This is a genomic window from Mesorhizobium sp. PAMC28654 (assembly GCF_020616515.1).
In the GTDB taxonomy this organism is placed as follows: domain Bacteria; phylum Pseudomonadota; class Alphaproteobacteria; order Rhizobiales; family Rhizobiaceae; genus Mesorhizobium.
In genome coordinates, this window is the sequence record NZ_CP085135.1 from 5511661 (window position 1) to 5537196 (window position 25536).

20 protein-coding genes and 3 pseudogenes are annotated in these 25536 nt (G+C 60.9%); 14 read left to right on the forward strand and 9 right to left on the reverse strand.

Annotation, left to right across the window (positions count from 1 at the left end):
• Window positions 1-177: 177 nt before the first annotated feature.
• Together LGH82_RS27035 and LGH82_RS27040 are read right to left on the reverse strand one after the other, a co-directional pair.
• Window positions 178-1200 (reverse strand): glycosyltransferase family 4 protein, encoded by a 1023-nt coding sequence (locus LGH82_RS27035; RefSeq protein WP_227345648.1) that lies wholly within the window; start codon window positions 1198-1200, stop codon window positions 178-180.
• Between the two features lie 216 nt (window positions 1201-1416).
• The gene (locus tag LGH82_RS27040) at window positions 1417-2826 is read right to left on the reverse strand and encodes an ATP-binding protein (protein WP_227345649.1); all 1410 of its coding nucleotides are present in this window, start codon (window positions 2824-2826) and stop codon (window positions 1417-1419) included.
• A 729-nt stretch (window positions 2827-3555) separates the two neighbouring features.
• Between LGH82_RS27040 and LGH82_RS27045 the strand changes: the two genes are divergently transcribed.
• A complete protein-coding gene (locus LGH82_RS27045; RefSeq protein WP_227345650.1) occupies window positions 3556-4065 on the forward strand; it encodes an SNF2-related protein in 510 nt (169 codons plus the stop codon).
• Window positions 4066-4112: 47 nt separating this feature from the next.
• On the opposite strand, the pseudogene LGH82_RS27050 reads toward LGH82_RS27045, so the two are convergent.
• Together LGH82_RS27050 and LGH82_RS33730 are read right to left on the reverse strand one after the other, a co-directional pair.
• Window positions 4113-5262, reverse strand: a pseudogene (locus LGH82_RS27050) (IS3 family transposase).
• 44 nt (window positions 5263-5306) lie between these two features.
• Window positions 5307-6474: pseudogene (locus tag LGH82_RS33730) on the reverse strand (IS3 family transposase).
• Between the two features lie 1350 nt (window positions 6475-7824).
• On the opposite strand from LGH82_RS33730, the gene LGH82_RS33735 reads away from it, so the two are divergent.
• Window positions 7825-8559, forward strand: coding sequence for a helicase-related protein (locus LGH82_RS33735; RefSeq protein ID WP_413771479.1), 735 nt, complete (start codon window positions 7825-7827; stop codon window positions 8557-8559).
• Window positions 8560-8601: 42 nt separating this feature from the next.
• Here LGH82_RS33735 and LGH82_RS27065 read toward each other — a convergent pair whose 3' ends face one another.
• The 3 genes from LGH82_RS27065 to LGH82_RS27075 are packed head-to-tail and all read right to left on the reverse strand — an operon-like array spanning window position 8602 to window position 11212.
• Window positions 8602-9240 carry an aldolase gene (locus LGH82_RS27065; RefSeq protein WP_227345652.1) on the reverse strand — a complete coding sequence of 213 codons (639 nt, stop codon included), beginning with the start codon at window positions 9238-9240 and terminating at the stop codon, window positions 8602-8604.
• Window positions 9237-10493: a 3-oxo-tetronate kinase gene (otnK, locus tag LGH82_RS27070; protein ID WP_227345653.1), complete on the reverse strand. Its 1257-nt coding sequence runs from the start codon at window positions 10491-10493 to the stop codon at window positions 9237-9239. The genes LGH82_RS27065 and otnK overlap by 4 nt, the downstream gene beginning before the upstream one ends.
• The gene (locus LGH82_RS27075; protein WP_227345654.1) at window positions 10490-11212 is read right to left on the reverse strand and encodes an FCD domain-containing protein; all 723 of its coding nucleotides are present in this window, start codon (window positions 11210-11212) and stop codon (window positions 10490-10492) included. Before LGH82_RS27075 ends, otnK begins: the two co-directional genes overlap by 4 nt.
• 204 nt (window positions 11213-11416) lie before the next feature.
• On the opposite strand from LGH82_RS27075, the gene LGH82_RS27080 reads away from it, so the two are divergent.
• The 12 genes from LGH82_RS27080 (at window position 11417) to LGH82_RS27135 (ending at window position 23947) form a co-directional block, all read left to right on the forward strand.
• Window positions 11417-12355, forward strand: coding sequence for a ketopantoate reductase family protein (locus LGH82_RS27080; RefSeq protein WP_227345655.1), 939 nt, complete (start codon window positions 11417-11419; stop codon window positions 12353-12355).
• 4 nt (window positions 12356-12359) lie between these two features.
• Window positions 12360-13892, forward strand: coding sequence for a sugar ABC transporter ATP-binding protein (locus tag LGH82_RS27085; protein WP_227345656.1), 1533 nt, complete (start codon window positions 12360-12362; stop codon window positions 13890-13892).
• Window positions 13889-14905: an ABC transporter permease gene (locus tag LGH82_RS27090; RefSeq protein ID WP_227345657.1), complete on the forward strand. Its 1017-nt coding sequence runs from the start codon at window positions 13889-13891 to the stop codon at window positions 14903-14905. The genes LGH82_RS27085 and LGH82_RS27090 overlap by 4 nt, the downstream gene beginning before the upstream one ends.
• A gap of 85 nt (window positions 14906-14990) precedes the next feature.
• Window positions 14991-16010, forward strand: a complete 1020-nt coding sequence (locus LGH82_RS27095; RefSeq protein WP_227345658.1) for a substrate-binding domain-containing protein — start codon at window positions 14991-14993, stop codon at window positions 16008-16010.
• 124 nt (window positions 16011-16134) lie between these two features.
• Window positions 16135-17349 (forward strand): cytochrome P450, encoded by a 1215-nt coding sequence (locus LGH82_RS27100; protein WP_227345659.1) that lies wholly within the window; start codon window positions 16135-16137, stop codon window positions 17347-17349.
• Window positions 17349-18164 (forward strand): MBL fold metallo-hydrolase, encoded by an 816-nt coding sequence (locus LGH82_RS27105; protein ID WP_227345660.1) that lies wholly within the window; start codon window positions 17349-17351, stop codon window positions 18162-18164. The genes LGH82_RS27100 and LGH82_RS27105 overlap by 1 nt, the downstream gene beginning before the upstream one ends.
• Before the next feature lie 4 nt (window positions 18165-18168).
• Complete coding sequence (locus LGH82_RS27110) at window positions 18169-19185, forward strand: zinc-binding alcohol dehydrogenase family protein (RefSeq protein ID WP_227345661.1); 1017 nt, start codon at window positions 18169-18171, stop codon at window positions 19183-19185.
• Window positions 19186-20040 (forward strand): fumarylacetoacetate hydrolase family protein, encoded by an 855-nt coding sequence (locus LGH82_RS27115; protein ID WP_227345662.1) that lies wholly within the window; start codon window positions 19186-19188, stop codon window positions 20038-20040.
• Between the two features lie 3 nt (window positions 20041-20043).
• A complete protein-coding gene (locus LGH82_RS27120) occupies window positions 20044-21120 on the forward strand; it encodes a Gfo/Idh/MocA family protein (protein WP_227345663.1) in 1077 nt (358 codons plus the stop codon).
• A gap of 32 nt (window positions 21121-21152) precedes the next feature.
• Window positions 21153-21488, forward strand: a complete 336-nt coding sequence (locus LGH82_RS27125; RefSeq protein WP_227345664.1) for a putative quinol monooxygenase — start codon at window positions 21153-21155, stop codon at window positions 21486-21488.
• On the forward strand, window positions 21485-23347 hold the full coding sequence (locus LGH82_RS27130; protein WP_227345665.1) for a hypothetical protein: 1863 nt from the start codon (window positions 21485-21487) through the stop codon (window positions 23345-23347). Before LGH82_RS27125 ends, LGH82_RS27130 begins: the two co-directional genes overlap by 4 nt.
• Before the next feature lie 336 nt (window positions 23348-23683).
• Window positions 23684-23947: an XRE family transcriptional regulator gene (locus LGH82_RS27135; RefSeq protein ID WP_227345666.1), complete on the forward strand. Its 264-nt coding sequence runs from the start codon at window positions 23684-23686 to the stop codon at window positions 23945-23947.
• Between the two features lie 78 nt (window positions 23948-24025).
• On the opposite strand, the pseudogene LGH82_RS27140 reads toward LGH82_RS27135, so the two are convergent.
• Window positions 24026-24349, reverse strand: a pseudogene (locus tag LGH82_RS27140) (ATP-binding protein); the annotation flags it as partial.
• 33 nt (window positions 24350-24382) lie between these two features.
• Window positions 24383-25533, reverse strand: a protein-coding gene (locus LGH82_RS27145; RefSeq protein WP_413771365.1) for an IS3 family transposase whose coding sequence is annotated in 2 segments (ribosomal slippage) — window positions 24383-25269 and window positions 25269-25533 — 1152 coding nt in all. Because the reading frame shifts where the segments join, the coding sequence is not laid out codon by codon here.
• Between the last annotated feature and the right edge of the window lie 3 nt (window positions 25534-25536).

The window sequence follows — 25536 nt, forward strand, 5'->3', positions numbered from 1 at the left end:
TTATCATTTGATCTGGGTCATGTTCGGAAGTCACACCATGCAAGCCTTGATCCAAGCCATCCCGGCAATGGAGTATTCAGGCAAGGCGCCGCGGCGGACTAACGCCTGATCACGAGTCGCCTCGCTTTTTATCCGGGGCGGTGAGTCGGCTTCGCTCCTGGATAACGAAAGGCACGATCAGGCCGCCAGCTTTCGCTGCGTGCCCAGCGCTTCCTCGACCGTGTCCATGAACATCTCGGCGCAGGCTTTCCAGCTGTAGCGCATGGCGCGTTCGCGCGCCTGATCGCGGCTGACGTTGAGCGCGGCCAGCGCGGCTTCCCTGAGATCGTTCGACACCGCGCCGCCAATACCGTCGCCGACGATGTCGATCGGCCCGGTGACCGGATAGGCGGCGACCGGCGTGCCGCTGGCCAGCGCCTCGATGATGACGTTGCCGAATGTGTCGGTGCGGCTGGGGAAGACGAAGACGTCGGCCGAAGCGTAAATCTCGGCCAGTTCGTCATTGGGGCGGTGGCCGAGGAAATGGGCGTCGGGATATTTCGCCTTCAGCTTGGCGAATTCCGGGCCTTCGCCGACGATCACCTTGCTGCCGGGCAAATCGAGGTCGAGGAAAGCGGAAAGGTTCTTTTCGATGGCGACACGCCCGACGCACAGGAACACCGGGCCGGGGAAGCCGAGGTCCTTCTTCTTGTCGGGACGGAAATGGTCGGTGTCGACGCCGCGCGTCCATGGCCTGAGCTTGGTGAAGCCGCGCGCCGCGAGATCGTCGGCGAGCGACTGGGTTGCGACCAGCGTGCCCTGTCCGGAATTGTGGAAGTCGCGCAGCCAGCGATAGGCCCAGCTTTCCGGAACCGGAAGGCGGGCGCTGAGGTATTCAGGAAAGCGGGTGTGGTAGCTGGTGGTGAACGGCCGGCCGGCGTTGCGGCAATAGCGCCGCGCCATGTAGCCGAGCGGACCCTCGGTGACGATGTGGATATGATCGGCCTTGCGCGCCTCGATCAGGCGAGCGACGTGACCTGGCGTGGTCAGCGCCAGCCTGATGTCGGGGTAGGTCGGCAAGGGCAGGGTGCGGAAAATGTTGGGTGTCAGGAAGTCCACCTCGACGTTGAAGGACTTCAGCGTCTCCGTGAGCCGTTCGAGCGTATGGACGACGCCGTTGACTTGCGGGCGCCAGGCGTCGGTGACCATCAGGATGCGCATGGCGGCCCTCTGCTCGAAAGGTCGTTGTCTGTCTTGGAACGATGCCGAAACGGCGACCAGCTTGCTGCTCGCGCTTCGCTCCAGCGCACCCGGGCGGGCACGCGGTCGTGGCGAGGCGGCAGGACCGAATCGAATGATATCGCGCGCTTCATGCGCGCTCTTCACCATGCTTTCATGACGGGCGGATGAAGGCCCAACCTGCAATTGCACGATCGGTCAGGCGGGAACCTTGATGACGGCGCGCAGGCCGCCGAGCGGGCTGTCGTCCAGCGTGATGTCACCGCCATGGCTGCGGGCAATGTCGCGGGCGATGGAGAGGCCGAGCCCAGTGCCGCTGGCGTCGAGGTTGCGGGCCTCGTCGAGCCGCACGAACGGCTTGAACACATCCTCTCGCCGGTCGGCCGGGATGCCTGGGCCGTCATCGTCGATGGTCACGAGCAGGGTGCCGCGACCATGCGTGGCGTTTACATCCACCGTCTTGGCGTAGCGGAAGGCATTGCCGATGACGTTGGACATCAGGCGGGCAAAGGCATTGGGCCGCACATGCACATCGCGGTCGCCGGCAAGCGTGGTCGACAGCTTGCGCTTGCGCAGCCTGGCTTCCTCGCCGAGCTTCTGGAAATAGGCTTCGAGATCGAAGCGGCCGGCGTCTTCCGAGGCCTCGCCGCGCGCGAAAGCGAGATAGCCCTCCAACATCGACTGCATGTCGTCGATATCCTGGTTGAGCGCCTTGGTGTCGGCCCTGCTGCCAGCCAGCGCCAACTGCAGCTTGAAGCGGGTCAGGATGGTTCGCAGATCATGGCTGACGCCGGTCAGCATGGCGGTGCGCTGCTCGATCTGGCGTTCGATGCGCTCTCGCATCTGGATGAAGGCGAAGCCGGCGCGGCGAACCTCCTCGGCGCCGCGCGGGCGGAAATCGCGCGGCATCGGCCGGCCCTTGCCGAAACTCTCGGCCGCTTCGGCCAGTGTCAGGATCGGGCGGATCTGGTTGCGCAGGAACGGAATGGCGATCATTAGCAGCACCAGCGAGGTGCCGACCATCCAGATCAGGAAGATATGGGTGTTCGACGCATAGGCCTGGCTGCGGCGGACGAAGACGCGCAGCACCTTGCCTTCGAGCTGGACACGGACCTCGACGATGTTGGAATTGCCGACCGTGTCTATCCAGAACGGACGGTTGATCTGGCGGGTGATCTCGGCCGATAGCACATCATCCAGAATAGAGAAAAACGGTTTTGGACCGGGCGCGGGCAAGGGGTCGGGCGGTAACAGGTCGACCTTCAGCTGCATGCGGTCCTGGGCAATGCGGATGATGTTGGCGTAGTCGACGTCGTGCGGATAAGTCTCCATCATGTCGATGATGGCGGCGATGTCACGGACCGTCGCCTGCGACAGGCGCTGCGTCACGGTTGCCCAATGGCGTTCCATGAAGACGAAGGCGACGACCGACTGCAGCAGGATCATCGGCGCGATGACGATGATCAGCGAGCGGGCATAGAGCCGCTTCGGCATATAAAGCGAAACCAGGCGCCAGAACCGATTCCAGGCGCGCGGCACCGCCTTCAGCGTCCGCGTCGCGCGTGCGCTCAAGCCAGTCCCCGGCTGTTCCAGTTCCGTGGTTGCCATTCGATCTTTCGCTCATACGCGGCCTTTCAGCAGGCCACGGGCGTCATTCTATTCCACGCTGAGCCGTTCTGGAACAGCCGTGGCAGTTCAAGTGGTTAGGCTGTCAAACGTTGTGCTATCGGTCATTGATAACAAAGGTTTTATTCCCAAATTGTCAAACCAGCTTTCGGGTTGCCGCGTTTCGCTTGAGAGGTATCAAGGTCCATATATGCCTTTTTCTCGAACTCAACAGGGCTGAGCAGCAGCGGGTGCCTGTCAGACGCCTAGAATGGCGAAGAGACTCTAAATTCCGTTGCAGAGCGCCCTGGCCGGTCTCTGCGAGACCGAGAATCTATCCCGACTGACGAACTGCCGCTGACGCCGATGCCACATGATGACTGCAGCGAAGGCGGCGATTGCACAACGTCACATGGTATACGCCGCAATTCGGAACTGAGATCCCGCCGCCTTCAATGGTAACACTTCGACCGTTCAGGCACCTACGTCGTTCCAACCTGGTGCGCCAGAACCAAATAAACAACAGCAGGGTCCACAGCAGGGCGCAGCTACAAGCAGATGAGAATGCTCGAATCATTTATCATCAGCTTGCGATATTTTGAGCGGCTTAGTAGAAATTGCCGGGGCATCCTCGCTCCGACTTGAGCGTCTGATTTCGAGCGAAATAAGTTTGGGGGAATTTTGGCTTCCTATACGCAAGTTCAGGGTCATTACCATAGCCATCGAATTACCTTGGATGGCTTCGACCAGGACGCATTCACACGCTCACTGACCGCGGCGCGGGTCGAGATGAATCCGCATCAAGTCGAAGCCTCTTTGTTCGCCCTGAAGTCGCCGCTCTCGAAAGGTGTGCTCCTGGCCGACGAGGTCGGTCTCGGCAAGACGATCGAAGCTGGTCTCGTCATGGGTCAGAAGTGGGCTGAGCAGAAGCGCCGCATTCTTTTGATTGTCCCGGCCTCCCTACGTAAGCAATGGGAGCAGGAGCTGCGCGAGAAGTTTTCGTTGCCTGCAACGATTTTGGAGTCGGCTACCTATAAAGTCTTGAAGAAGGAGGGGCACGCCAAGCCGTTCCGCGATTCTCCCGGGATCATCATCTCAAGCTATGAGTTCGCCGCGCGGTGTTCGGACGAACTCGCCATGACCAAGTGGGATCTGGTCGTGTTCGACGAAGCCCACCGGCTGCGCAACGTCTACAAACTGTCCGTCGTCAGATCATTTGGCTCAGATTGGATCGCAGATTAGCGGAGTGTCGGCCTCATTGGCCTGCTGCCGGTTTTTCGGACACCCGGTTAAGCTAGCATAGCTTGCTCCTCGAACTCGTTGGGGCTGAGATAGCCCAGCGTCGAGTGCCTTCGCCGAGGGTTATAGAAGCATTCGATGTAATCGAACACATCTGCCTTGGCGTGATCCCTCGTCCTGTAGACCTTGCGGGCTGTCCGCTCGGTTTTGAGCGACGAGAAGAAGCTCTCCATCGCAGCATTGTCCCAGACGTTGCCGGACCGGCTCATCGAGCAGGTAATGCCGTGATCGGCCATCAGGCGCTGGAACTGCTCGCTCGTATATTGCGACCCCTGGTCCGAATGATGGAGCAGGCTGTCTGGCTTGCCTCGGCGCCAGATCGCCATGATTAGGGCGTCGGTGACGAGTTGGGCCGTCATCTCGGCCTTCATCGCCCAGCCGACGACACGCCTGGAGAACAGGTCGACGACCGCCGCAACATAGAGCCATCCTTCGGCGGTCCAGATGTAGGTGAAGTCGGCAATCCACTTCTGGTTCGGAGCAGCAGCTTCGAAGGCGCGATCAAGGAGATTGTCCGACACGGCGGCTCGCTCGCCAGTGTCCTTCGGTAGCCCGCGGCGCCGAGGCCGGGCACGCAAGCCGTTCTCCCGCATGAGCCTCTCGACGCGATGAAGACCGCAGGAGACTCCCTCAGCCAAGACGTCGTGCCAGACGCGACGGGCGCCATAGGTGCGCGGTCGCTGCTCTTGAAGCTCCGGTCGATCCTGGGAACGAGCATCTCGTCGTGCTGGGACCGGGCGCTGGGGCTGCGGTTGAGCCAGGCATGGAAGCCTGAGCGCGACACATCCAGCGCATTGCACAGCCATGCCACCGGCCAGATCGAACGGTGCTTCGCGATAAAGGCGAACCTCATATCGCATCCCTCGCGAAGTAGGCTGCGGCCTTTTTTAGGATGTCGCGCTCCGCCTTCAGCTTAGTAACTTCCCGACGCAGCCGGTCAATCTCCTGCTGCTCAGGCTTCATTTGACCATGGCCGGGAAAGGCATGCTGCGGGTCAGCGCTCGTCTCGCGGACCCACTTGCGCAGCACATTCTCATGGAGATCCAAATCACGGGCCGCCTGCGCCACCGCAACGCCCCGATCCTTCACCAATCTCACCGCCTCAAGCTTGAACTCGCGGCTGAACTTCCTTCTCTGCATTCCCACTCTCTGGACTTGCTTCGGTAAAGTGGAGAGCGGGTTGCTCATTCGGCGGCGTTTCGCTCGAACTGCATCGGGCTGATGTAGTCGAGCGCGGAATGCCGCCGGATGGGATTGTAGAAGCCGTCGATATATCGGGCAATGGCGGCTTGGGCATCGGCGCGGGTAAGGAAAGAGGTGCGCCAGATCAGTTCAGTTTTCAGCGTCTTGAAGAATGTTTCGACCATGGCGTTATCAAAGCAATTGCCCTTGCCTGACATTGAGATGATGACGCCGGCGGCACGCAATTCGGCTTGGTAGTCGATAGAACAATATTGGCTGCCGCGGTCGGAGTGGTGAATGAGGCCGGGTTCCGGCTGCCGCATGACGAACGCCTTGTTGAGCGCTGCCAGAGCCAGGCTGCGGTGTAGCCGGTTGCCAGCAGCCCAGCCAACGACCTTGCGGGCAAACAGATCGATGACGACAGCAAGGTACAACCAGCCCTCCCGCGTCCAGATGTAGGAGATGTCGGCACCCCATTTCTGGTTGGGACCAGTGGCGGCAAATCCTGGTCGATGACATTGGGGGCAACCGGAAAGGCGTGTTCGCTGTCCGTCGTGCGCTTGAACCGCCGCTTCTGTCTTGCCTGGAGGCCATTCTCCCGCATCAGACGCGCCGTTCGTCGCGCCGGCCAATGGCAAAGCCATTGTCTTGCAGTTCCCGCGTCATGCGCGGGCTACCATAGGTTCCGTTCGACAGCGCGAACGACGATCGCACATGCGCCAGCATTATCATGTCGTCGCGCTGCCGGCGGCACGCCGGCCGGCGCCCCCAGGCAAAGTAGCCGCTCGGGCTGACACCCAGCGTCGCGCACAAACGGTCCACAGGGAAATCCTTCTTCGCCTGGTCGATGAGCGCGAACCTCACCGACTTCCCTCCTTGACGAAAAAAGCCGTCGCCCGTTTCAAGATATCCCGCTCCTGCCGAAGGATTTCATTCTCCCGCCGCAGCCGTTTCAATTCAGCGGCGACATCAGCATCAGGCGGACGCCCAGGATCGCCCATCTCACGATCCAGCTGCCGACCCATCCATCGCGTCAGCGTCGAGAAACCAACACCAAGATCCTCCGCGATCTGCCGCTTCGTCCGACCGCTCGTTCGCACAAGGCCAACCGCCTCCGCCTTGAACGCATCCGTAAACTGTCTCTGTTTCGTCATCGAGGTCGCCTTTCATCAGAAGGAAACTCTCCACTTTTTCGGGGCAAGTCCATTACATGAGATCGTTTCGACGGGAGACGGCGATGCCGCTGCAATGGAGGCCGGCATCCGCAAGGCGGCCGGGCTGCGCGATCAGCTGAAGGCGTTGCTTGAGCCTGTAATGGCTCGCACTGAACGGGTGGGTGGACTGGCACTGAACCGCTTTGATAACGGCACCACACCGCTGCGCGCGCCCCTGTCAACCCTGGACGTAGCTGCCTATAAACATCTTGTTGGTTCGTTCGAAGACAAGCAGCGCAGCGAGGCCTTGGCGTATTGGTCCTCCGTGCCCCTGCCGGCCCAGTCCCTGGGCGTGGGGTATGCAGCTTGGCGCGGTCGCGAGTTCAAGCCGATGAAGGGCCTAGTGACAGTCAACGAGACTATGAAGCGCAAGCTGGACGCGCCGGCCGATTGGCCCGACGCCAAACTCCGAGCACTCGGTTTGGCTGCGCCTCCAGAGCAACTCGCAATGCCTTGGGTAGCACCGTCGCTCGCTTGGTGGCCCCTTCAGGGAGGCTGGGCCGGGCAGGTTGCCGATCCGAAGCTACTGATGTTCAGTCGGTTTAAGGCGACGCCCCCGAGCGTTGCGGCCTTGTTGAGCTTCGGTGTGGAGTCGCGGTGGCTGAAGGGAGACCGCGGCGGCTATGAGATATATGTTAAACGGCGCAGGCTGAAGCTGTCGGACACTCCAAATCCGGTCATGGCTGCCTTCCATCCGTCACCGTGGCTGATCCTAAACACCGATCCTTTGGCGGCCGCCGGAGTTGGCGCGAGTCTCACGAACGTGCGACGCCGCATGCGAGAGCAAATTGCCAAAGCTCTGAGGGAATTGAGACCGGCCATCCATGTGGATCGCGGGACGGCCAAGACGCGGCGGCGACACCGACCGATTGGACGTCTCCTGCCCGCCCTTGAGAAGCGGGTCGGCACAGCGGAGACCTCAGCCGACGCGTGGGAAAGAGTCGTCGGCGCCGACGCGAAGGCAGCGTTGGCACTGAACGCCTGGAGGCTCACCCCGGCACTAAACTCCATCTCGCCGGTCGAGTTATCCGATCTTGCTGACTACGCTCTGTCGGCGCCTGGTGTCATCGCCGGGCGAGCGCTTCTTCGCCACGCCGCAGGGGCACTTGGCGACGGTTATCCGGCGCTAGTCAGGTTGTGCTGGCAGGGCCTCCGGGCTTACCTCGATAATCCAGTGATGCTCGCGGCGCTGGGCGGCGCTAGCAGTGTCGAGGGCGTTATGAGGGGCGCCCGGGACGGCAATCTTGAAAGCGTGCTAGACGAGCATTTCTGGATCCAGTCCCAGAGCTTGTCTACGGCTCAGGCCATGGCAGACGACCTACGCGCTACCCTGACTCTCGTGGCTGGCGGCTTCAACTTCCATCCTATCGGGGAGGGCAAGCGTATTCGGCTTCGTTGTCACGTCGCGGTCCCTTTTGGCGACGCGGAGTCTGCTGCGGCCGAGCCCGGTGAAGAGGAGCGGACGCCCGTCCGGCCGGATGAGGTGCGAAGAAGCTTCAATACCCCGTTCTGGCCGCACGTGCTGGTGACGACCTCTGTCGGCCAGGAGGGGCTGGACTTCCATCCATGGTGCTCTCGCGTCGCGCATTGGGATCTCTCGTCCAATCCGCTGGATCTGGAACAACGGGAAGGACGCATTCAACGCTATGCAGGCCTTGCTGTTCGCCGCGGTCTAGCCCGGGAGATCGGGCCGATGCTGTGGAACGGTGAGGATCGCGCATCACCCTGGATTCGGTTGGCTGCCATCGCTGAAGCTGACCACGGGGACTGGTCCGGGCTTCGCCCGTGGTGGATCTTCGACGGTGCAGAGATCACCCGCTACATATTCGAGCGCCCTTTCGGCCGAGACGTCAGCCGTTTTGCTGCATTGCGCGAGCAACGGTTCATCTACCGATTGGCGCTCGGGCAGCCCAACCAGGAGGACTTCTTAGATATCTTGACTAGGACCGGTAAAGCGACCCTGGATCGCCTTCAGCCGCTCACGCTTGATCTGTCGGCCTTAGGGTTGCGACGGCTCACCGAGATGGAGGCCAGCTCGTAGGATCGCTGGGCTGAATCGTCATGCCAAGAGCCAAGTCGACATTCACTTTTGTCGACGTTGCTCCAACTCTGCGACTATACGTTCCTCCAGTCGCCGCACAGGCAAGCGTTTGGTCAGAAATACCAGTTTTGCCGTTTCCTCCAGTTCCTCCGCGGCAAAGACGGCATCGCGGAAACTGCGCCCAGAAACGACCGGACCGTGATTGGCTAGCAGCACGGCTGCATGGTCATGCGCTTTGGCCAGCACCAGAGGCCTTATGTCGGATGAGCCCGGATGGGTGTAGGGAAGAAGCGGCACGCGCCCGACACGCATCACCACATAGGGCGTGATTGGCGGAATGGCGTCGTAGGGATCGGTATCTTCGAGACAGGAGAGCGCCGTGGCATAGGTCGAGTGAAGATGCACGACGCCCGACGATTGCGGCCGCGCTTCGTAGAATGCCATGTGAAGGGGAATCTCCTTGGTCGGAGCGTCACCCGACAAGGGCTTACCTTTTTCGTCCAGCTTCGACAGTTTGCCGGGTTCGAGATAACCCAGGCAGGAATTTGTTGGCGTTACCAGGAAACCATCGGCAAGCCGTGCAGACAAATTGCCGGAGGAGCCAGCGGTGTAGCCGCGGATAAACAGCGACTCGCCCCAGCGGCAGAATTCGTCGCGAAGCTGCTGTTCTTCCAGGTTCATGGGAAGCCACCTTTCAACATCTCGAGGCCACGCTCGAAAAAATCATCGGCGCCGAAATTGCCGGATTTCAGCGCCAGGGCGAGTCTGGGCTCGCCTTCGCGGATGAGCACGGGCACCCCGATGTCGATCTCCGGTCCGACCTCAAGCGCCGACGCACCGAATGCCGAGGCGACGGCGCCGGACGTCTCACCGCCCGCGACGACCAGCCGTCGGAACCCTGCAGTGACAGCCTTGGCAGCAAGCTGGGCAAAAATTGTCTCGAACAGTCCAGCCAGTCGTTCACGTCCATGCCGTTCCTGTGCTGCACTAATCTCCGCTGGTTCCGCCGTGGAATAGATGAGCGGGCCTGCATCCCTTTGGCTGACCACAAAATCGAGGCAGTGCGCGATGGCTCTCTCTGGATCTAGTGCATCGGCGGCGTCGAGACGCATGGAAGCGTGAGCACCCTTGTAGGCGGCGATCTGGCGGCGTGTCGCCGAAGAGCAACTTCCGGAGAGGACTAAACCGGGGCCGTTGCCGCCCGCGAATCGCCGCCGCCCACCACCCGTCGGGCTGATACCGAAGTTGCCGGGCAGGGCCATGGCAATGCCGGAGCCGCCGGTGACCAGTCGATGGCTCTTTGCCAGCCTGCCGAGTGCTACCAGATCGTCATCCGAGATCGCGTCGGCAACGATCAGTTTTTCTTCGTTGCGTTCCGCAAGGCTCAACGCAGCTTCAGAGCCCCCCGAACGTAAGCTTTCGAGTGTAAGATGACCGACCTTAAGTCGCGTCTGGCGCGAAAGCCATCGCCTGATATCAGAGTCGATCATCGGCGTGAGCGGATGGTTTTCCATGCCCGACTCGCTAAGCAGGCGGTCGCCGACGAAGAGGTGACCGTTGTAGAGCGTGCGGCGGTTGGCGGGAAAGGCAGGGCAAACCAACGCGTGGGGCGTGTCCAATTCTTCAAGCAGCGCTTGCGCCACCGGCCCGATATTGCCTTGCGGCGTGGAATCGAAGGTGGAACAATATTTGAAGACGATCTGCTCAGCGCCGTTAGCGACCAGCCAGCGGCAGGCTGCCAAGGATTGCGTCACCGCATCGTCGACGGCAGTCGAGCGTGTCTTCAGTGCGATAACCGCTGCATCGATGGTCCTGTCCGCCAGTTTTTCAGTAGGTGTGCCAACAAACTGAACGGTCCGCGCGCCCGCTTTGGCGAGCGTGTTGGCGATGTCACCTGAACCAGTGAAATCGTCCCCGATGACGCCGATCTTCATTCGTCGTGGTCGCTTGCCCGCTGGCGCCAGAACATGGTCGTCAGCTGATCCAGATGCTCGCGCATCGCCTGTTCAGCCCGATCGGGGTCGCGTGCCGCTATGCCGTCATAGATGGCGCGGTGCGCCTCATACGCCGTCTGTTCCTGGCCGTCAGCGGCCAGCGTCACAATGCGCTGTTCTTTGAGCCATTCTGAAATCTGGTCGTGCAGGGCGACGAAGACGAGGTTGCGGGCAATACGGGCGAGTTCGAAGTGAAAGGCGATGTCCGTGCTGGTGAAGCGGTCCCGGTCGCCAATCGCGAGTCGATTGGCTTCAAGCGCCTTTCGCAATGAGGCCAGATCTTCTGGCGTCGCCGTCCGGGCCGCTTCCCGGGCGAGGCCGATCTCAAAAAACATGCGCGCGCCCTGAAAAGAACGCTGCCCCACTTCCGTCGACAGCATCTGCCTGACCGCAGGTGCCATGCCAGTGAAGATGTGGCTGGCGGTCGGCATAAGGACCTTGGCGCGGGCGCCATTGGTGAGTTCGACGAGGCCGGCCTTCTGCAGCGAGATCAATGCTTCACGAATGGCCGGGCGGCCAACGCCGAACCGCGATTGCAGGTCCCGCTCGGGCGGCAACTGGTCTCCGGGTTTGAGTTTACCAGAGAGGATCTGTCCTTCGAGATGTGTCGCCACATGCTCGAAGAGCTTCTTTCGTTCTATGACTAGCGGGTCGACCATAGACCTTTCATACCATCATGCTTGACAACCATGCAACAGCTTGCAATGCTGATAACACAAGATTGAAAAAAGCGGGAAGACAAGGCCGGGCTCCATGAGCATCGGCTAGCGCTGGTTTGGCGTGGCCATCAAGGCAAATTCCACTCCCCCCGCAAATCAACTTGCTTTGAGACGGCGATTGCGGTCGCCAAGGGAGGAGCATGCATGAAAATCGCCATTCTGGGCGGCGGCGGAGCTATGGGCGGGATATTCGGTGGATATCTGGCCCGCGCCGGCAATGACGTCACGCTGATCGACGTCTCCAAGGCGGCCGTGACGGCGATCAACGACAACGGGCTGACCATCGAGGAAAAGGATGGTTCGCAGCCTGTGATAAAGGTGCCTGCAAGCGACAATCCCGCAAGCGTCGGACCGGTCGATCTCATCATCAATTTCGTCAAATGCTATCACACCGAAGCTGCCGTTCGGGCTGCAGCGCCTATGATCGCAAAGGATACGGCCGTGCTCAGCCTGCAGAACGGCTGGGGCAATGCACCACGCATCGCGTCGATCGTCGGCGAAGACCGCGTGCTGGTTGGTCTGACCTACCATGGCGGCACATTGCTGGAGCCGGGCCGCGTCAAGCATCCCGGCTCCGGTATGACCTATATCGGCGAGCTTAGCGGCAAACCGACCGAGCGGCTCGGCAAGGTTATCGAGGCGTTCCGTGCGGCGCAGATCGAGACTACCCAATCCGACAAGATCCTGGACGAGGTCTGGAAGAAACTGGCGCTGAATGCCTGCACACTGCCCGTCGCCGGGCTGTTGCATTTCATGTCGCACGAACTCGTCGCCTTCGATGGCACCAAGCTCCTGATGGCTGCTATCCTTCGGGAGGTCATGGCCGTTGCAGACGCCCAGGGTATCGCGCTTGATTATGATGAGCGCTGGGCTGCGATCACCGGCCTGCTGGAGAAGGCGGTCGGCGGCAAGGCTTCGATGTTGCAGGATGTCGAAGCCAAACGGCAGACCGAAATCGAGGTCATCAATGGAGCCATCGTCGACGCTGGCCGCCGTGTTGGTGTGCCGACGCCGCACAACGAAACGATGGTCTGGATGATCCAGGCTGCCGAGCGCCACTATTTGCAGGCCAAGGTTCAATAGCGCCATGGCGCCGCGGCTCGAAATCAAAGGTCTGTCGAAGTTTTTCCCCGGCGTGCGTGCGCTCGATGACGTTTCGATGAGCGTCGAGGGCGGTGAGATTCGTGCATTGCTCGGCGAAAACGGTGCCGGCAAGTCGACCCTCGGCAAGATTGTCGCCGGTGTCTATTCGCGCAACCAAGGCAGCATCCTTGTCGATGGCGCCGAAATCGCGGACCTCGACGAGAAAGCGGCAGGCGATCTCGGCATTGGCATCGTGCATCAGGAAGGCTCGCTGGTTCCGCAGCTTTCTGTTGCCGAGAACATCTTTGCCGGGCGGCAGCCGACGCAATGGCTGGGTCAGGTGGATGTCCGCGCCATGCGTGATCGTGCAAGGATGCTTATCGCGCAGCTTGGTGTCGCCATTGATCCGGCTTTGAAGGTGTCGACCCTTTCGCCAGCACAGGCCCAGATCGTCGAGATCGCCAAGGCGCTGTCACGAGACCTCAGGATACTGATCCTTGACGAGCCGACGGCGGCGCTCACACTCACCGAAACAGAAAAACTGTTCGATGTGGTGCGGCGGCTGGCAGGCAAAGGCGTTTCGGTAATCTACGTCTCGCACCGTCTCGCCGAGATTTTCGCGCTTTGCCAGTCCGTAACTGTGCTCAAGGACGGCAGGCTTGCCGGAACACGCAAGGTCGCCGAGACCTCGACGGACGAACTGATCCGCCTGATGGTCGGCCGCGACGTGCATTTTTCGCGTGCGTCAGCAGGGCGAAAAATCGGCGACATCGTGCTCGAGGCCGAAAGCGTTGACGCGCCGCCGCTAGTGCGGTCGGCATCGATCACCGTGCGTGCTGGAGAGATCGTCTGTCTGGCCGGGCTTATCGGGTCTGGCCGCAGCGAATTTTGCGAGGCGATCTTTGGTGCGCGCCGCCGGCGCGGCGGCTCGATCCGGATCAGCGGAAAGCCGATCGATCCAAAAGGTCCGTGGGACGGCAAGCACGCCGGCATCGGCATGGTCCCCGAAGACCGCAAGGCGGCCGGACTGTTCCTTGGCATGGACATCGTCAACAATGTTGCCGCCACGGTTCTTTCCAGGGTTTCGTCGGGCGCGAATTTCTCCAACCGCAAGGCCGAAGCGCTGGCCAAGAATTTTGTCGACGAGCTGCGCATCGCGACGCCGAGCGTGCATCAAATCGTCGGCAATCTCTCGGGCGGCAACCAGCAGAAAGTGCTTCTCGCTAAATGGCTGGCGATGGAACCGCGCCTGCTGATTGTCGACGAACCCACGCGCGGCGTCGATGTAGGAGCGCGTTCCGAAATCTACCGTCTGTTACGGGCGCTCGCCGACAAGGGCGTCGCGCTCCTTGTCGTCTCCTCCGACCTGCCGGAGGTGCTGGCGCTTGCCGACCGCATCGTCGTGATGGCGGAAGGCAGGACTGTCGGCGAACTTCCTGGCGACGGGGCAAGCGAGGAACAGGTGCTGCGCCTCGCCACCAGATACACGGCCTCGGTGGCTGAAGTCCGCAAAGAACCAGGAATGGCAGAGGCATGACGATGCAGATCACGCAACCGATGGCAGAGAATGCCGAACACCGGCGCGAAAACCTTTTCGTGCGTATCGTGCGACGCCTTGCCGATTCCAGGGAATTGACACTGTTTGTGCTCGTCATCGCGCTCGCGCTGGTGATGAGTATCGTCTACCCTAACAACTTCCCCACCGCCTCCAACATGCGGGCCGTGCTGCTCAATCTTGCACCGGTCGGCATTCTTGTCTGCGGCATGATGCTGCTGATGATCGGCGGCACGTTCGACCTCTCTGTCGGATCGACCCTGGCCTTCTCCGGCGTCTGGGCCGCGGTAGTCGCAGGATGGTGGGGCTGGCCGGCGGAGGTTGCGATTCTGGTCGGCATCTTGGTTGGCGCACTGTGCGGTCTGGTCAACGGACTGATCGTCACCCGCATCGGCATCAACGCGCTAATCGCCACCCTTGGCACACTCACCATCTATCGCAGCCTGACCTATGTCACAGCCGGCACTGGCGTCACACCGATTACCGATGCCTTCGCCGCCTATGGCCGGGCGGCGGACCCGCTGCTGCGCATACAGTCACCCTTTTGGGCCATGCTGGTGCTGGTGCTCGTCGGCGGCTGGCTGGTGGCGCGGACACGCTTCTTCCGGCAGTTCTATTTCATCGGCGGCAATCCGCGCGCAGCCCAGCTTTCCGGGATTCGCGTCGACCGGCTGATCCTGATCGGCTTCGTCATCATGGGGGGCCTGGCGGGCCTTGCCGGGGTGCTGGGCGCGGCACGTCTCAACAGTGCGGTCGTCAACGCCGGCGTCGGCATCGAACTCAAGGTCATCACCGCCACAGTGCTCGGAGGAGCGAGCCTGAAAGGCGGCGAAGGAACGATCCTCGGCGGCATTCTTGGCGTGCTTTTCATCGCATTGATAGAGAACGCCATGATCATCAATGCGATCGGCGTGTTCTGGCAAGGGCTGGTGGTGGGTCTGGTCCTGCTATTCGCCGTCTCGCTCGATCGTTTCAAGACCAGCGGCCGCGCCTGATTTCAGGCGAGGACGGGAGGGGCATTCGGACAACCGGATGACATGCAGGAACTGGGACTACAAAAAACATCAGGAGGAAACGGGCATGAAATCGATAGTGAGAACGATACTTTCCGGAGCGGCACTTGCTGCCACCGCATTGCTCTACACTTTTCCGGCCGCTGCGCAGGAATCATCCTTCGGGCCGGCCGACGCGAAGGAGACCTACTACTGGATCTCCAACAAGGCCAATCTGCCGCTGTTCGTGCAGTATGACTATGTCGGCATGAAGCGGATCGCCGAAGAGCTCGGCGTCAAGGTCATCGTCGCCGGGCCGACCGACTTCGATGTGCCGGGTTTCATCTCCGCCGTCGACCAGGTCTGCGCACAGAAGCCGAGCGGCGTCTCCGTCGTCGGCGGCTGGGACCCGTCGCTGACCGAATCCGTCAAGAAATGCATGGAGCAAGGCGTGCCGACGGTCGTCGATGACGGCGATCTGCCGGCCTCCGGCCGGCTCGCCTATATCGGCACGAACTGGACGCAGGTTGGCGTCGCACAGGCGAAGAAGCTGATGGAGATGCTGCCGAAGGGCGGCAAGGTGGCGTCGATGTCGATCATCAACGCGGGTAACATGCGCGAGGCTGTGGCCGGCTTTAAAGCCTATATCGAGGCCAATGGCGGTGGCAAATATCCCATCGTCGCTAACGAGGACGACGGTGGCGATGCGCAGAAGGCGGCGCAGGTAACGGCAGCGATCTTGGCTGCCAACCCCGACATAGCCGGTCTTGCCGGGTTCGATTCCGAATCCGGCGCCGGCATCGTCACGGCCTTGCGCGAAGCTGGAAAGAATCCCGGTGATATCAAGGTCACCGCGATGGAGCAGACGCCTGACTTCTTCAAATCGGCAAAGGAAGGCTGGGTCGACGGTATCGTCGTGCAGAACCGCGAACTCTTCATCTACTATGCGGTCAAGCTGCTCCATGACTACAACACCAACACGCTGAAGTCGGCCGGCCTTACTGCAGCCGATGGCGGCCGTCCGATCCCGGACTCGCTCGATACGGGCGTGATCCTGATCACCAAGGACAATGTCGACAAGGTGCTGACCGCGCTGAACGTGAAATAGGTCAGCTTCAGGTTGCGGAGCCTTGTCTGCAAGGCTCAAGCAGCGTTCGGCGGCGTCATCTGCCCGCCGCCGAACGGCCAATTCAAACCTCATCGCCAAGACTGAAGCCCAAGATCGAAAGCACATGTCGGACACCGCAACACTGAACGAGCCGCAGATTCCGGAAGATGTGGATATCCACGATCCGGCGTTCGTGCGCGACCCGTTCACTGCATATGAGCGGTTGCGCCAGGAGTGTCCGATCGCCCGCTCCAACAAGCATGGCGGCTTCTGGCTGATGACCCGATATGACGACGTGCGCGCCGGCGCCATCAACTGGCGCGACTATACGTCGAGTGTCGCAGGCGTAACCGCAATCCCGGTCATCACGCCGCGCACCGAACCGATGCTGCCGATCGAGATCGATCCGCCGCGCCATTCTCGCTACCGAGCTCTCGTCAATCCGGTGTTCGCGCCGGAACGGGTCGCGGAAATCACGCCGCGCATCGGAAATCTCGCTGCATCGATCCTCGCACGCATGGCAGAGAAGGGCCGCGCTGACGTCGTAGCTGAATTTTGCGTGCCGGTCGCGATCACCTCGCTTGCCGCCTTCACCGACGTGCCGCTGGCTGATTCCAACCGTTGGGTCAGATGGATCACCAAGATGTTCGACGTCAGCGACCCTGTCGCCGGCGCGGCTGCGAGCCGCGAACTCGTTGCCTATATCGACGGGCTGATAGCGGCACGCCGGGGGGCTCCGACTGGCGACTTCATCAGCATGCTGATGGCCGCCGAGATCGATGGCGAAAGTCTCGATGACGGCCAGATACGATCCTTCATGACAGTGGTTTTCGGCGCCGGTTTCGAGACCACCGCCGACGGCCTCTCGGTCATGTTGCATTGGCTCGCCGAAAATCCCGGCAGCCTGGCGCGGCTGGCCGGCGAGCCCAGTCTGATACCGACGGCGGTCGAGGAATTTTTGCGCTTTTCCTCGCCGATCCAGATTTTCGGGCGCAACGCCGCGTGCGATCTGTCCATGCACGAACGCCGGATGCAGGCTGGCGACATCGTCGCCCTTGGGTTCGGCTCCGCCAACCGCGATCCAGCCGTGTTCGAGGCACCAGACGAACTGCGCGTCGACCGGAGGCCGAACAGGCACCTCAGCTTTGGCGCGGGGCCTCACCTTTGTGCTGGCGCCGGCGTCGCACGCATGGAATTCGCTGTGACGTTGGAAGCCCTGATCGAGGCCGGTATCGGCCTTGCCCTCGATGCTGCGGTTGCGCCACGCTGGAAAACCAGAGGCGATCGACGCGGTTTCGCGAACCTGCCCTTGCTCATCGAAAGAAAGAAGACGGATTGATGACTTTCCCAACCACCCGCATGCGCTTCCACGGCGTCGCCGCTTACGAAATCCTGACGCGCGATGGATTGCGCATCCTGTGCGATCCGTTTCTGGATCAAAACCCTGGCGCTGCGACCAAGTCGACAGACTTCGATCATGTCGATCTCGTGATTGTCAGCCACGCGGCCTACGACCATCTCGGCGACACCGACAAGATCGCCGCGAAATATGGTTGTCCGGTCGTTTGCGGCGGCGAGGTGAAAGCCTGGCTGATGGATCGCGGCATTCCGGCCAACCAGATCCGCGCCACGACCTGGGGCATTCGTGTGAAGGTGGCGGGCATCGAGATCCAGCCGCTCGAATGCCATCATTGGTCGCAGATCAGGCTGAAGGACAACTCCTTCATTTCCGGCGTGCCGATGGCCTTCATCGTCTACGCCGACGACAATCTGCGCTTCTACCACTACGGCGATACAGCCATCTTCTCGGATCTCAAGCTACAAGGCGAGCTCTACAAGCCGAATGTCGGCTGTATCGGCATCGCCAATCCGCAGGAGATCCTGCATCTCAACCCGATGCCGGGCGAAATGCTGACCGGCGAGATGAGCCCGTATGAGGGCATTCTCGCCACGCAATGGCTCGGCCTCGAGACAGTGCTGCCCTGCCACTACATCAAACTCGATGGCGACAAGGACGTCGCCGAATACATGAAGCACCATCGGGAAGCCAAGGCGCGCGGCGAAGCGATCGCCGATCCCTATCTGCTGCGTGCCGGCGACTGGATCGAGTTCGACCGCGACGGCAAGGTCGTGCGCCCGGCTAAGGCGGCCTGAGGAAATGCGTGCAGCAATCTTTGACGCACCCTTTTCCATCCGCATGGTCGAGGCGCCGAAGCCGGAGCCGGGAGCAGGCGAAGTCTTGGTCCGGGTCAGGGCTGCCGGTCTTTGTGCCGGCGACCTCTACATTTACACCGGCAAGAACCCCTACGTGACCTATCCCCGTATCGGCTGCCACGAGATCGCCGGCGTCGTCGAAGCCCATGGTCCAGGCACCACCGGTCCGGCGGTCGGCACACGTGTCGTCGTCGACCCTTTCATCGGATGTGGCCATTGTTATCCGTGCCGGGTGGGTAAGCGCAATTGCTGCGCCAATCTCACCATTGTCGGCGTTCATCGCGAGGGCGGCTTCGCCGATTTCGTGACAACCCCCATTGAGAATCTCAACGTCGTGCCGGATAGGCTCACCGATTTCGAGGCGGCCTTCGCTGAGCCTGTAGCCATCGGCGTGCAGGGCTGCCGCCGCGGCCTCGTCACGGCGCAAGACACGATCCTCGTCCTTGGCGCCGGCCCCATCGGTCTTGCAATTGTCGAAGTGGCACGCGCGCTAGGCGCAAAAGTCTACGCAACCGATCTCTCGGCTGAGCGTCTGTCTACCGCCGCCGATCTCGGCGCGATGCCGATTGCGGGCGGGGCTGGGCTTGTGGAACGTGTGCTCGAACTCACCAATGGCGAAGGCATGCCCGTGGTTATGGAAGCGACGGGTGCCGCGCCGGCGATGGAGGCGACGATCGATCTCGTCGCGGCGGGCGGACGCATCGTTATTCTCGGCCTGGTCAAGAAAGGCCAAGGCATCACCTTCCCTGGCCTCGATTTCACCCGCAAGGAAGTGACGATCCTGGGCTCGCGGGCATCAGTCGACTGTTTTCCCGAGGCACTGAGCCTGCTTGCCTCCGGCAAGATCCATTACCCGAAGATCGCAAGTTCCTTCGCGCTCGGCGAAGCCCCAGGCGTCTTCCAGAAACTCGCCGACAATCCAATGGCCCTGCACAAGGCCGTATTCCTTTCGGAGGACTAGATGAAGCTTGTTACTTTCTCCCATCGCAAGGGAGGCCATACCCATCATGCAGGCGTGCTCGATGGCGATCACGTCGCGTGTCTGACGGAAGCCGGCATCGCCGACAGCGTGATGGAGATCGTCCTTGGGGGCAAAGCGATGCTGGATAAGATCCGCAGTGGCGTCGCCAAGGCGCCGCGGTATGCGTTGGCCGACGTGACGCTCGAAGCGCCAATCCGGCCGGGCAAGGTTCTCTGTTCCGGCATCAACTACAAGGGCCACGCCGAGGAAAACCCCAACGCGAAAATGCCGACAGAGCCGTTCTTCTTCACCAAGCTGCCGACTTCGGTGATTGGACCCGACGTGCCGGTCGAAAAGCCTGTCAGAACCGAGCAGATGGACTACGAGGTGGAGTTCTCCGCCGTCATCGGCAAGAAGTTGCACAAGGCGAAGGAAGCCGACGTGATGCCGGCGATCTTCGGCTACACGCTGCTCAACGACATTTCGGCACGCGACGTGCAGTTCAAGGACAACCAGATCACCATCGGAAAGAATTTTGCCGGCTTCTCTCCGATCGGCCCATGCATCTTGACGTCGGATGCGATGCCGCATCCCGACAATGTCGCACTGAAGGCGCGGCTGAACGGCAAGACGCTGCAGGACGGCAGCACCTCGGACTGGCTGTTCTCCCTGCCGGTGCTGATATCCTTCCTATCGCAATACATCCCGCTCGAACCCGGCGACATCGTATCGACGGGAACGCCGGCCGGCGTCGGTATCTTCCAGAAGCCGCCGATCTTTATGAAGGCCGGCGACGTCGTCGAGATCGAGGCCGCCGGCATCGGCATCCTCCGAACCCCGATTGTCGCGGGATAGAAAATGGCGACGGGGGCGATCCGCATCGGGGTGATCGGCTGCGGCTTCTACGCGCAGAACCATCTGCATGCGTGGAAGGACCTTGCGAGCGAAGGCGCGAAGCTTGCCGCTGTTTGCGACGTCGATCCCACCAAGGCGGAAACCGCCGGCCGTGCTTTCGGCGTCCCGTTCTACACCGACGCTTCCACCATGCTTGCCCGCGAGCGGCTTGATGCCGTCGACATCGTCACCCGCCACGACACGCACCGGGCTTTGTGCGAACTGGCGATTTCAAGCGGCGTTGCAACCATCGTGCAGAAGCCGTTCGCTCCGACCTGGGAAGACTGTGTCGCCATCGTCGAAGCAGCCGACAAGGCCGGCGTATGGCTTGCCGTGCATGAGAATTTTCGCTTCCAGACGCCGATGCGGCATGTCCGTCGCGTCATCGACTGCGGGGCCATCGGCACGCCAAGCTGGGCGCGCGTGACATTTCGCACTGGCTTCGACGTCTATCGCACACAGCCTTATTTCTATGACGAGGAGCGACTGGCTATCGCCGATATCGGCATCCATATGCTCGATCTCGCGCGCTTCTTTCTGGGCGAGGTCGAGCGCATTTCCTGTGAAACCCAGCGCCGCAATCCAAAGGTCAAGGCCGAGGATACGGCCACGATGATTCTGCGCCATCGCAGCGGCGCTGTCAGCGTCGTCGAATGCACATATGAGGCGCGGCGCGACCCCGATCCGTTCCCGGAAACGCTGGTGGAGATTGAGGGCGAGAACGGCTCGATCATCGTTCTTCCAGGGTCGCGCATGCGGGTTATCAGCAACGGAACGACGACCGAAGAAGACATCGGCTCGCCGCTGCGGTCATGGACCAGCAATCCATGGCATGTCGCCCAGGAAGGTGCGTTCGTTGCCTGCCGCCATTTTCTAGATTGTCTCCAGCGCGGCTTGCCTGCCGAAACTTCCGGCCGGGACAATCTCAAGACCTACGCCCTGGTTGACGCCGCATACCGTGGGGCGACGGAACACCAAGCAATCATTCCGGCGCAGTGGAAACAAGGCGCCAGAGCCTCTTCAAAAGGCCAAAGGGCGTAATGATGATCGATTGGGAAAAGAGTCCGGGTCGAGTGAAGGAAACGGCCGCTGCGTTTGCGATCACCGTGGCATTCGAACTTGTCGAGGGCGCGTTCCCCGAATTCCATGGACTGGTTGCCGAGAATGCTGCGCTCTCCGTCAAACTTGAGCCGTATTGCCTTCGCTTCGACGTGCTGACGCCAGCAGACGCGGCAACTTCCAACCGTGTCTTCCTCTATGAGATCTACAAGGATCGCGCCGCCTTCGACCTGCACCTCGCCTCGGAGCATTTCCGGCAATTCGACCAACGTTCGCGCGACCTTGTCATCAGCAAGACCGTTCTTTCCTACGAGGTCCAGGAAAACGCGAAGGCTAGGGAATCGACGTGAGCGGCGAAGCTACCGCGCTCGAACTGTTTGGCACGGAGCAGCCAGTTGCCGAGCGCCGCATGCTCACGGCTGGACCGTTGACCGTTATCCTCGAGGACGGCAACCTTCGCACGATCTGCTTCGCCGGAATCGAAGCAGTGCGCGCCATCAACTACCTGGCGCGCGATGCGTCCTGGGGGACATACAAGGCTGAACTTTCGAATATACGGATTTCCGAAGGCGAGGGCGGGTTCGACGTCGGCTACGACGGGCTGTGCGTAGGTCCGCAGGGCCGTTTTTCCTACCGGATCACAATAACAGGCACGGCCGCCGGCGTGCTGACAATGGAAGCGGAAGGCGTTGCGCTCACGGATTTTCCGACCAATCGCACCGGCTTCGTCGTGCTGCATCCCTCCGAGGCCGCGGGCGGAAGGCTGACGATCAGACATAGCGAGGGGCAGATCGAGGAGACGGTATTTCCGGAGCCGATCAGCGCTGACCAGCCGGCCTTCGACATCGCCGCGCTTACCCACGAGCCGACCCCTGGCATGATCTGCACAGTCGCCATGGAAGGCGATGCCTTCGAAATGGAGGACCAACGCAACTGGACCGACGCCTCGTTCAAGACATATATCCGTCCGCTGTCGAAGCTGCGGCCTTATGTCATTGGCAAGGGGGCGAGGGACGTCCAGCGTGTCACGGTCTCCATCGAGTCAAATGCACTCGCGGCTCGAGGCAGAACCGCCGACGAGGCAACCCTGACGCTTGGGGGGCCAGTCGGATGGATGCCGTCAATGGCATTGTTCCTCGATTCTGACGACCTGCCTGCGGCCGTGGAGGGCGCCTCGCTGCTTGGCCCTGCGCAGGAGGTCATTGTTCGCTTCGATAGCGCGCGCCGGCACAATGAGCATATGCTAAGAAAGGCAGCTGGCTTTGCCGCTTCGATCGGCGCACGACTGGCGATTGAGGCGATCTTTGATGCTTTGGACCCAAGAGCCGAGGCGAAGAGTATTGTCGATGCGATCCGTTCATCGGGCGTCGAACCGAGTGCCATCCTGATTTCACCTCGACGCGAATTCAGGACGCGGCCGTCGAACCTGGTTCCCGCAGATGAACGCCCGATCAGCGATCTGGTATCTGCTCTCAAGGCTACCGGTATCGACGCTGCTATCGGCGCCGGAACGCCGTCATTCTTCACGGAATTCAATCGCAATCCGCTGAGCGGCGACGCAGATTTCGTCTTCTTCGGCAACGCGGCCATCGTGCATGCTGCCGACGATCTTTCGGTTATGGAAACCTTGAGCGTCTATCCATCTGTCATCGCCACGGCACGACGACTAACTGCAAGCAGACCAATCTGGCTTGGTCCATGCACGATCGGAATGCGTCACAATCCCTATGGACAGAGTGTGGCGGCAAATCCAGCTCGTGTCCGAATACCTGCTGCAGGTGAGGACCCCCGGCACGGCGCGTTGTTCGGAGCTGCTTTTGCCGTTGGTGTCGCGGCGCAGGCTGCAGCAACGGGTGTCGATCATCTTGTGATAGCATCCCCAACTGGTTCGTTCGGCTTGCTCGGCCCGACCGGAAATCGTCTTCCTCTCCAGGCGGTCCACGCTGAACTGGCGACCGCGGCCGGCGCTGAGCGTCATCAGACTTTGGTCGATCATCCCGGCATTGCCGCCATCGCATATCGGTTCGGCGACGACATCCGCGTCCTTGTTGCAAATCTCACGCCGGCAGCCGTGAACGTTTCGACTCCGCCAGATGCGCGGCTGGTTGGTGTCCTTGATGAGACTGCGAAACTGACCAAGCCTCTTCACAATCAACCAACCTTGGAACCATATCGATCAATGGTCCTTCAATGCCAACACCGCCTATGACGCAATTTCCTGGAACGGGTTTCGGAGACATTTTCTCCAACCATGCAACGATTTTCTGTTCATTTGTTCGGTCGTCACAATGTTACAAAATGATCTGTAAAGCATTGAAATCATGAATGTAACTCAGAGTTAAATCCTCTCTCGCAGAACCATCCAAAGCCTTTGAAATTGCTGGATGATGACGATTGGGCAACATTACGAGCCATACGCGAGTGCGCGACCCTGCCTGAGACGCCCTACTCGTGGCAGCCCTCTGCTCCCGGTCGAGCTATTTTCGTCAAAATTCGATTTCCCGGCGGCGAGAGCGCTATAACGTCAGGAAAGGAGCAATCTGCCATGACGATGATCGCCTGCGGGCTTATACACGCCTTACCGCCATCGGACCGCCGTGTCTTTGGCCGTCCTGAAGCCGCCAGCTTCGTGGGTGCTAGCGTCGGCTATTTCGATAAGCTGGTGCGTGCTGGCATCATGCCACCGCCGTTGCCGCTTCCTGGCGTCAAGCGCTGGGATGTCCGCGCACTCGAGAGGGCGCTTGACGGCCTGAGCGGGATTTCAGGGTCTCATGATTCCGACAACGAGTGGGATCGGCTCGTCCAATGAAGCGTAAGCTGCCGAAGCACGTCAAAGCTATAGCGCGACGATCTGGATGAGACGTGAGCGGCGATCTGGATGAGATTCTCAGGTCGCGGTCACGTGCAAATTATCATGCTGATTGTCGCTGGCAAGGCCTTCATCTATTTCTGATTGCCGCTCCGCGACAAGTTCGTGTTTGTTCTTGATTGTCGCGTAAGAGGCTGGCCTGCCGCGCTGGCGTTTGGCTTCCATGGCGGATCTGCGCCGGTAGCTTTCGACGTTCATCTCGAAGATCGTTGCGTGGTGAACAAGTCGGTCCACTGCGGCGAGGGTCATGGCGGGGTCCGGAAAGATTCTGTTCCATTCTCCGAAGGGCTGATTGGCGGTGATCATGATGGAACGCCGCTCATATCTTGCGCAGATGAGTTTGGACTTGCTTCGGTAAAGTGGAGAGCGGGTTGCTCATTCGGCGGCGTTTCGCTCGAACTGCATCGGGCTGATGTAGTCGAGCGCGGAATGCCGCCGGATGGGATTGTAGAAGCCGTCGATATATCGGGCAATGGCGGCTTGGGCATCGGCGCGGGTAAGGAAAGAGGTGCGCCAGATCAGTTCAGTTTTCAGCGTCTTGAAGAATGTTTCGACCATGGCGTTATCAAAGCAATTGCCCTTGCCTGACATTGAGATGATGACGCCGGCGGCACGCAATTCGGCTTGGTAGTCGATAGAACAATATTGGCTGCCGCGGTCGGAGTGGTGAATGAGGCCGGGTTCCGGCTGCCGCATGACGAACGCCTTGTTGAGCGCTGCCAGAGCCAGGCTGCGGTGTAGCCGGTTGCCAGCAGCCCAGCCAACGACCTTGCGGGCAAACAGATCGATGACGACAGCAAGGTACAACCAGCCCTCCCGCGTCCAGATGTAGGAGATGTCGGCACCCCATTTCTGGTTGGGACCAGTGGCGGCAAAATCCTGGTCGATGACATTGGGGGCAACCGGAAAGGCGTGTTCGCTGTCCGTCGTGCGCTTGAACCGCCGCTTCTGTCTTGCCTGGAGGCCATTCTCCCGCATCAGACGCGCCGTTCGTCGCCGGCCAATGGCAAAGCCATTGTCTTGCAGTTCCCGCGTCATGCGCGGGCTACCATAGGTTCCGTTCGACAGCGCGAACGACGATCGCACATGCGCCAGCATTATCATGTCGTCGCGCTGCCGGCGGCACGCCGGCCGGCGCCCCCAGGCAAAGTAGCCGCTCGGGCTGACACCCAGCGTCGCGCACAAACGGTCCACAGGGAAATCCTTCTTCGCCTGGTCGATGAGCGCGAACCTCACCGACTTCCCTCCTTGACGAAAAAAGCCGTCGCCCGTTTCAAGATATCCCGCTCCTGCCGAAGGATTTCATTCTCCCGCCGCAGCCGTTTCAATTCAGCGGCGACATCAGCATCAGGCGGACGCCCAGGATCGCCCATCTCACGATCCAGCTGCCGACCCATCCATCGCGTCAGCGTCGAGAAACCAACACCAAGATCCTCCGCGATCTGCCGCTTCGTCCGACCGCTCGTTCGCACAAGGCCAACCGCCTCCGCCTTGAACGCATCCGTAAACTGTCTCTGTTTCGTCATCGA